The 6,687-nt window shown below is 62.2% G+C and carries 6 protein-coding genes; 5 read left to right on the top strand and 1 reads right to left on the bottom strand.

The features are described 5' to 3' along the window. Window positions 1-42 precede the first annotated feature (42 nt). The 5 genes from PEP31012_RS23195 to PEP31012_RS23215 all read left to right on the top strand — a co-directional run bounded on the left by PEP31012_RS23195 (window position 43) and on the right by PEP31012_RS23215 (window position 5,888). Entirely contained in the window at window positions 43-1,188 is a 1,146-nt protein-coding gene (locus PEP31012_RS23195) for an ABC transporter substrate-binding protein (protein WP_150591562.1), read from the top strand. Window positions 1,189-1,444: 256 nt separating this feature from the next. Next, window positions 1,445-1,945 carry a homoprotocatechuate degradation operon regulator HpaR gene (gene hpaR / locus PEP31012_RS23200; RefSeq protein ID WP_150591563.1) on the top strand — a complete coding sequence of 167 codons (501 nt, stop codon included), beginning with the start codon at window positions 1,445-1,447 and terminating at the stop codon, window positions 1,943-1,945. 326 nt (window positions 1,946-2,271) lie between these two features. After that, on the top strand, window positions 2,272-3,327 hold the full coding sequence (locus PEP31012_RS23205; protein ID WP_150591564.1) for a branched-chain amino acid ABC transporter permease: 1,056 nt from the start codon (window positions 2,272-2,274) through the stop codon (window positions 3,325-3,327). Window positions 3,328-3,345: 18 nt separating this feature from the next. Next, window positions 3,346-5,142, top strand: coding sequence for a branched-chain amino acid ABC transporter ATP-binding protein/permease (locus PEP31012_RS23210; RefSeq protein ID WP_150591565.1), 1,797 nt, complete (start codon window positions 3,346-3,348; stop codon window positions 5,140-5,142). Continuing rightward, window positions 5,142-5,888 carry an ABC transporter ATP-binding protein gene (locus PEP31012_RS23215; protein WP_150591566.1) on the top strand — a complete coding sequence of 249 codons (747 nt, stop codon included), beginning with the start codon at window positions 5,142-5,144 and terminating at the stop codon, window positions 5,886-5,888. Before PEP31012_RS23210 ends, PEP31012_RS23215 begins: the two co-directional genes overlap by 1 nt. Window positions 5,889-6,050: 162 nt before the next feature. On the opposite strand, the gene PEP31012_RS23785 is transcribed toward PEP31012_RS23215, so the two are convergent. Beyond that, on the bottom strand, window positions 6,051-6,281 hold the full coding sequence (locus tag PEP31012_RS23785) for a hypothetical protein (RefSeq protein WP_174978370.1): 231 nt from the start codon (window positions 6,279-6,281) through the stop codon (window positions 6,051-6,053). Window positions 6,282-6,687 lie beyond the last annotated feature (406 nt).

Consider the following 6,687-nt stretch of genomic DNA (forward strand, 5'->3'; position numbering starts at 1 on the left):
TGGTCAGAAGAACGAATTCAGAATTTTTGTGAGGAGACCCAAATGAAACTGAAGTTGCTGTGCGTTGCGTCGGCGATGATGCTGGCCACGGGCCTGGCGAGCGCCCAGGTGAAGATTGGCGTGTCGCTGTCGGCGACTGGTCCGGCGGCTTCGCTGGGCATTCCCGAGAAGAACACCATTTCGTTGCTGCCCAAGACGATTGCAGGTCAGTCGGTACAGTACATCCTGCTCGACGACGCGACCGACACGACGACCGCCGTCAAGAACATGCGCAAGCTGATCAGCGAAGATCACGTCGACGCCGTGCTTGGGTCGACCGTGACGCCGAACTCGCTGGCGATGGTTGATGTGGCTGCGGAGACGCAGACCCCGATGATCTCGATGGCGGCGGGCGCTGCCATTGTCGAGCCGGTGGATGCCAAGCGCGCGTGGTCGTTCAAGACGCCGCAGAACGACATCCTGATGGCCACCGCCATCGCCAAGCACATGGCCGACAACGGCGTGAAGACCGTCGCCTTCATTGGCTTCTCGGACGCCTACGGCGAGGGCTGGTACAGGGAATTCCAGAAGGCGGCCGATCTGAACAAGATCAAGGTCGTGGCCAATGAGCGCTTCAATCGTGCCGACACGTCGGTGACGGGCCAGGCGCTCAAGATCATGGCGGCGAACCCGGATGCCGTGCTGATCGCTGGTTCGGGCACGCCGGCCGCGCTGCCGCAGCGCACGCTCAAGGAGCGCGGCTACAAGGGCAAGCTGTATCAGACCCACGGTGTGGCCAACAACGACTTCCTGCGCGTTTGCGGCAAGGATTGCGATGGCACGTACCTGCCGGCCGGCCCGCTGCTGGTCGTCGACCAACTGCCGGCCGACAATCCGGTGAAGAAGTCGGCCGCTGCCTACAAGGCCATCTACGAGAAAGCCTACGGCGCGGGGTCGATCTCGACCTTCGGCGGTCACGCCTGGGACGCCGGTCTGCTGTTGCAGAGGGCCATTCCGGTCGCGCTGAAGAAGGCCAAGCCGGGCACGGCCGAATTCCGTACGGCATTGCGCGAAGCACTCGAGAACGTCAAGGACATGCCGGGCACCGCCGGTATCTTCAACATGAGCGCGAAGGACCACAACGGTCTGGACCAGCGCTCGCGCGTGATGGTGGAAATCGTCAACGGCAAGTGGAAATTGGCGAACTGATGTGCGCCGGGGCTGCCTATAGCACGCAGGCATGCCCCGTTCTCACCTCAGATGGATCTGCGGTATCTGTGCCCGGTTGGACCGATCGGGCCGGGAGAACGGGCGTTCGCGCCCGTTTTTTTTGAGCGTGGTAGTTTCGCGCTTCGCAAAGAGACGGCAGGACATGCATTTGCGAGCGGCACCTGAGAGGCTGCATTGTCCCAACCTGATCGCCGCCGCCGGCGCGTGGCCGGTCGATCCTTTCGAGCGTAAATCCATGACGGGTGAATTCGAACACCGAAACCTATCCCTGGTGTTGTTACAGACGCGTGAAGCGGTAATGGGCCTGTTTCGGCCGTTGCTCAATCGGTACGACATCACGGAACAGCAATGGCGTGTCATACGGGCCGTCAACGATAGCGAATCCGGGGAAATGGAAATCGGACAGGTCGCGCGCGAGTGCTGCATTCTCAGCCCGAGCCTGTCCGGCATGCTGGAGCGGATGGAAGCAGCCGGTCTCGTCATGCGCCGCCGGGTGGCGGCCGACCAGCGCCGTGTGATGGTGTCGCTTACCCCATCGAGCCGCGCGCTATGCAAGAAGCTCGGCCCGCTGGTCGAGGCGCGCTACCGCTACCTCGAAGACAAGGTTGGCCGTGACACGCTGGCCGAAATCTATCGGCTGCTCGACGTCGTACGTGAGGCGTTGCCGCCGGAGGTGCTGGCCGACGCGCCGTCGTTGCCGGCCAAGCCGCGCCGCCGCGGCAAGGCGGACGAATGACCGCTTGCGGCACGCCAGGCCCCATGTGGAAGGGCGGCGGGGAGCCGGGGTTGACCGACGCACGCCCGTTATTGCCGGTGCGGACGATCGGGCGGGCGGCGGCCTTTCGAGAGGCAAGACGTCGATCTCTCAGTAGTCGCCCGAGTTTTACCAATGCATAATCATTTATACAATACATAATTCGTTGCACTGCCGCACGGGGATCGCGGGGGGTACCGAAGTGAAGGGGAAGTGAAGGGGAACGGGGTGGCAGCGCGCTGCGCCGTGCATCACACCGGCTGTCTCGCCAGCCGGTTCAAGAAGTACTCAAACGAAGTGAGAGGAGCATGGATCTTTCGATTGCAGCCATCCTGGCGCAGGACGGCATTACCACGGGTGCGATATATGCCTTGCTGGCATTGGCGCTTGTGTTGGTGTTCTCCGTCACCCGCGTCATCTTCATTCCGCAGGGTGAGTTCGTGTCGTACGGTGCGCTCACGCTGGCGGCACTGCAAACTCAGAAGTTTCCGCTGACGAGCTGGTTGCTCGTGGCGATGGGCATATGTACGTTCATCGTGGAGACGGCTGGCGTCTTGCGTCACAGCGAGCGTCGCAAGCTTGCGGGTCGCCTGGTGCCGGTGCTGGCGGGCAAATATCTGGTGTTTCCGATTGCCATATTTTTCGTCGTCAAGATGCTGGCACCGATGACGCTGCCGATGCTCGTGCAGATTGCCATCACGCTGCTGCTCGTCGTACCGATGGGGCCGATGCTCTATCGTCTCGCGTACCAGCCGCTGGCGGAGGCGAGCACGCTGTTGCTGCTGATCGTCTCGGTGGGTGTGCACTTCGCGCTGACGGGGCTGGGGCTGGTGATGTTCGGGGCGGAAGGCTCGCGCACGCAGGCGTTCTCCGACGCCAACTTCAACATCGGTTCCGTGATGGTGTCCGGCCAGAGCCTGTGGGTGTTGGGTGTCTCGGTCGTCATGATTCTGGCGTTGTACTTCTACTTCGACCGTTCGCTCTCGGGCAAGGCGTTGCGTGCGACGGCCGTGAACCGGCTGGGCGCGCGGCTCGTGGGCATCGGCACGGTGCAGGCGGGGCGTCTGGCGTTCACGCTGGCGGCCGCGCTGGGCGTGCTGTGCGGCATCCTGATCGCACCGATCACGACGATCTACTACGAATCGGGTTTCCTGATCGGCCTCAAGGGCTTCGTGGGCGCGATCATCGGCGGTCTGGTGAGCTATCCGGTCGCGGCGCTCGGCGCCATCCTGGTGGGCCTGCTTGAGTCGTATTCGTCCTTCTGGGCGAGTGCGTACAAAGAGGTCATCGTCTTCACGCTGATCCTTCCCGTGCTGCTGTGGTTGTCGTTGACCAGCAAGCATGTGGAAGAAGACGAGGAATAAGCCGGGGCGGACCACAGAATGAAAAACAAATACTTCCTGATTTTTCTGGTCGTACTGGCCGTATTGCCGGTGCTGCCTGCCCCCGTGCGTTTGCCTGAATACTGGGTGACGCTGCTCAACTACATCGGCCTGTACAGCATTGTTGCCATTGGTCTCGTGCTGCTCACAGGTGTGGCGGGCATGACATCGTTCGGGCAGGCCGCCTTCGTGGGCCTGGGAGCGTACGCGACGGCTTACCTGACGACGGCCTACGGCGCGTCGCCGTGGCTCGGCCTGATCGTTGGTGTAGCCATCACTGCGGCGGCGGCGCTCGTCATCGGTGCGATCACCATGCGCCTGTCCGGCCACTTCCTGCCGCTGGGTACGATTGCGTGGGGGCTGGCACTGTACTACCTGTTCGGCAACCTCGAGTTCCTGGGCAAATACGATGGCCTGAACGATATCCCGACCATCCGTCTGTTCGGCATGGAGTTGGCGAGCGGGCGTCAGATGTACTACCTGATCTGGATCGTCGTCGTGCTGGCAGTCGTGTCGGTCAAGAACCTGCTCGATTCGCGTCCTGGCCGCGCCATTCGTGCGCTCAAGGGCGGTGGCGTGATGGCCGAGGCGATGGGCGTGAACACCGCGTGGATGAAAGTCGTCGTGTTCGTCTACGCCGCCGTGCTTGCCGCCATTTCGGGCTGGTTGTACGCGCACCTGCAACGCGCTGTGAACCCGACGCCGTTCAACCTGAACCACGGCATCGAATACCTGTTCATGGCCGTGGTGGGCGGCGTCTCGCACGTATGGGGCGCGGTACTGGGTGCGGCGATCTTGACCGTACTCAAGGACTACCTCCAGAACATCCTGCCGATGCTGCTGGGGGCGAACGGCAACTTCGAGACCATCGTCTTCGGCGTGTTGCTCGTGTTGCTGCTGCAATATGCGCGCGACGGTGTATGGCCCTTCTTGGGCAAGATCTTCCCGGCGCGTCGCGTTGCCAAGGCGCCGGAGCAGGCTGACCCGCTCGGCCATCGTGCCAAACCGGCGGTGGGAGAAGTGGTGCTGACGCTGGAGAAAGCGCGCAAGGAGTTCGGCGGTCTCGTGGCGGTCAACGACGTCTCGTTCCAGGTCAAAGCCGGCGAAATCGTGGGGCTGATCGGGCCGAACGGCGCGGGCAAGTCCACCACGTTCAACCTCGTGACCGGCGTGTTGCAGGCCACGCGCGGCGAGATTTCCTTCCTTGGCGAGCGAATCGACCGGTTGCCGTCGCGCGAGATCGTCAAGCGCGGCATTGGCCGGACATTCCAGCACGTGCGCTTGATGCCGCACATGAGCGTGCTCGAGAACGTGGCCATCGGCGCCTATCTGCGCGACAAGAACGGGCTGCGCCGGCGGCCGCAGGGTGGCGTGTGGTCCAGCGTGCTGCGTCTCGATCGCCAGGAAGAAGCGATGCTGCTGCACGAAGCCAAGCGACAGATCGAGCGCGTGGGTCTGGGTGCACACATGTACGACGAGGCGGGCAGCCTGGCGCTTGGCCAGCAACGTATCCTGGAAATTGCACGGGCGTTGGCGTGCGATCCGACCTTGCTGCTGCTCGACGAGCCCGCGGCCGGTCTGCGCTACAAGGAGAAACAGGCGCTGGCCGAACTGCTCAAGAAGCTCAAGGACGAGGGGATGAGCGTGCTGCTCGTCGAGCACGACATGGACTTCGTCATGAACCTGACCGATCACCTCGTCGTGATGGAGTTCGGCACCAAGATCGCCGAGGGCCTGCCCGAAGACGTGCAGAAGAACCCGGCGGTGCTCGAAGCGTACCTGGGAGGAGTGGAGTGATGGCTGACGCGATTCTTGAGGTCAAAGACCTCGCCGTAGCGTACGGCAAAGTCGAAGCGGTGCACGGTGCGCATCTGCGCGTGGGGGCGGGCCAGATCGTCACCGTGATCGGCCCTAACGGAGCGGGCAAGTCGTCCATGCTCAACGCCATTATGGGGGCGCTGCCGCAAAACGGCTCCAGCCGTGGGAGCGTGGCTTATCTCGGTCACGAAATGTCGGCGCTGGGCATCGAAGCCCGTGTGGCCCGTGGCATGTGCCTGGTACCGGAAAAGCGCGAATTGTTCTCGACGATGACCGTCGAAGACAACCTGTTGCTGGGGGCTTACCGCCGCAAGCGCGCGGGGGAAAAGAACTTCCTCGACCAGATGGAAGTCGTCTACGCGCTGTTCCCGCGTCTCAAGGAGCGCCGCGGGCAGCAGGCCGGCACCTTGTCGGGCGGTGAGCGCCAGATGCTGGCGGTGGGCCGTGCGTTGATGGCCAAGCCGCAGTTGCTGATGCTCGACGAGCCGAGCCTCGGGTTGGCGCCACTGATCGTCAAGGAAATCTTCCATATCATCAACGACTTGCGAAAAACCGGCGTCGCCACGCTGCTGATCGAGCAGAACGCGCGTGCGGCGTTGCAGGTGGCTGATTACGGCTACGTGATCGAGACCGGCGAACTGGCGTTGGAAGGCCCGGCGCAGGAGCTGGCCAGCAACCCCAAAGTCATCGAGACGTATCTCGGGTTGGCGAAGAAGGCGGCCTGAAAGGCGTCGATAGGTGAGTGGATGTGATAGGGGAAAGCCCGCCAATTTGGCGGGTTTTTTTTCGCCCGGCGGTTCGCGCGCGTCGGTATGCGGGTATATCCGCCCCTATTTCTTTTGAGGGGGTGAGTGGGTGCTATCGGGAGCGCTGGCGAAGTCACTTATTCACAGTTGCTTGTGGATATTTGCAACGGCCAAAAACGCATGGCGCACCGCCGCAATAAGGGGTTCCGCGATATTTTCGAGAATCTCGCGGAAATGACATTTGAGGTTATCCACAGAAAAGCAAATTCCCGAAGCGAAATCCGCGGGTAGTGTCACGCATGTGGATAAGCTGTTTGCGAAGCATATCGTTGGGCTGCCGCTTTCGATTTTGAGGAGCGGTTTTCGTTTCACGGGTTTCGCGTAGAACGTGTGCAAAGCGGATAGGCAGAAACGCCACGTCCGTGCAATCGAGTGTCGTGCTCTCATCCATCCGGGCAGTGGGGATTGGGGGTACCCTGATTGCGCTCCACTTGAAAGTCGCTCCATCAGGGCACCCCCAATCCCCACCACTCCAACGCCCAAGTTCCCAACCCAATCGCATTCACTTCCGTGTAGGCGTTGCCACGACCGACGGCGTCTTCCTCTGCCTCTAGTGCTGGAGTCAGGCAAGACCAACGCGCTAACGTTTCACGTGAAACACGACGTGAACCTCCGACGACGGTTGTACTCGGGCAATGGACTGGCGGAGATTGCCGGTGCCCCGACTAAGCGACTTTCAAGTGGAGCGCAGGCGGGGTGCCGGTAATCTCCGCTGCCC

The sequence above is a fragment of the Pandoraea eparura genome (assembly GCF_902459725.1).
Lineage (GTDB): Bacteria > Pseudomonadota > Gammaproteobacteria > Burkholderiales > Burkholderiaceae > Pandoraea > Pandoraea eparura.

Bases quoted from the DNA above. Each gene is read 5' to 3' on its own strand.
- PEP31012_RS23195 (WP_150591562.1), top strand. From the start codon at position 43: ATGAAACTGAAGTTGCTGTGCGTTGCGTCGGCGATGATGCTGGCCACG.
- hpaR (WP_150591563.1), top strand. From the start codon at position 1,445: ATGACGGGTGAATTCGAACACCGAAACCTATCCCTGGTGTTGTTACAG.
- PEP31012_RS23205 (WP_150591564.1), top strand. From the start codon at position 2,272: ATGGATCTTTCGATTGCAGCCATCCTGGCGCAGGACGGCATTACCACG.
- PEP31012_RS23210 (WP_150591565.1), top strand. From the start codon at position 3,346: ATGAAAAACAAATACTTCCTGATTTTTCTGGTCGTACTGGCCGTATTG.
- PEP31012_RS23215 (WP_150591566.1), top strand. From the start codon at position 5,142: ATGGCTGACGCGATTCTTGAGGTCAAAGACCTCGCCGTAGCGTACGGC.